1 protein-coding gene and 1 pseudogene are annotated in these 781 nt (G+C 75.5%); both read right to left on the bottom strand.

The genetic code is table 11. The features are described 5' to 3' along the window. Positions 1–206: hypothetical protein (locus tag SACPADRAFT_RS32110; RefSeq protein WP_007027821.1), on the bottom strand; the 206-nt coding region annotated here is incomplete at its 3' end. After that, a pseudogene (locus tag SACPADRAFT_RS32105) lies at positions 203–781 on the bottom strand (carbohydrate-binding protein CenC); the annotation flags it as partial. The pseudogene SACPADRAFT_RS32105 and the gene SACPADRAFT_RS32110, both read right to left, overlap by 4 nt.

Raw genomic sequence — 781 nt, 5'->3', positions numbered from 1 at the left:
TGTTCGGGGACGAGCGCGACCGTGGTGGGCACCGGGGCGGGCTGGCCGGACAGCAGGAGCCCGCACACCCCGAGCACCGCGGCGCCGCCGCCGGCCGTGAACGCGGCGGTCAGCCGCAGCCAGATCCGTCTGCGGCCGTCCGGGTCGTGGAAGACGGGGTGGTCCGGTCCGGGGCCGGTGTCCGGTGTGGTCGGATCGTCGGTCACGACGGAACTCCTTCTGCTCGATGCTGTCGTGGATCCTGGGAAGCGAGCAGCGCCCGGGTGAAGGCGAGATCGTGTTGGGCGAGACCGCTGCAGTCGGCCGCGGCGGCGACCCGCCCCGGGCAGGCACCGTTGTCGCGGTTCAGCGACCAGAAGCCGAGGAACCCGACCCGGCGTTCGGCGGCGAAGGCACGCAGCGCCACGGCGTCGTCCACGGTCGTGACCGCGCCCGTGTCGTCGCGTCCCGCCATGAAGGTCAGTCCGAGCCTGGCGTAGGCCGCGTCCGGCGAGTCCAGCCCGAAGATCCGGCCGACCTGGCCCGCCACCGTCCGCGCCGCGGTCGTCACCGCGCCGCGCCGCTCCCCCGCCGGATGCATGTTCATCACCATGGCGTTCACGGTCACCGGGACCCGGCGGGCGGACAGCTCCCGCAGTACGGGCCGCACCCGCGCGTCGATGCCCCGCCGGGGCCCCGCGACCGGCACGGTCACCGTGATCCCGACGCCGGTGGCCTCGCGGGTCCGCGCGAGCGCCCCGGCCACCCGTGCGGCGGGCACGGGCCGTTCGAGGTCGACGTC

It is taken from the genome of Saccharomonospora iraqiensis subsp. paurometabolica YIM 90007 (assembly GCF_000231035.2).
Lineage (GTDB): Bacteria > Actinomycetota > Actinomycetes > Mycobacteriales > Pseudonocardiaceae > Saccharomonospora > Saccharomonospora paurometabolica.
This window is presented reverse-complemented; position numbering and strand designations above follow the sequence as displayed.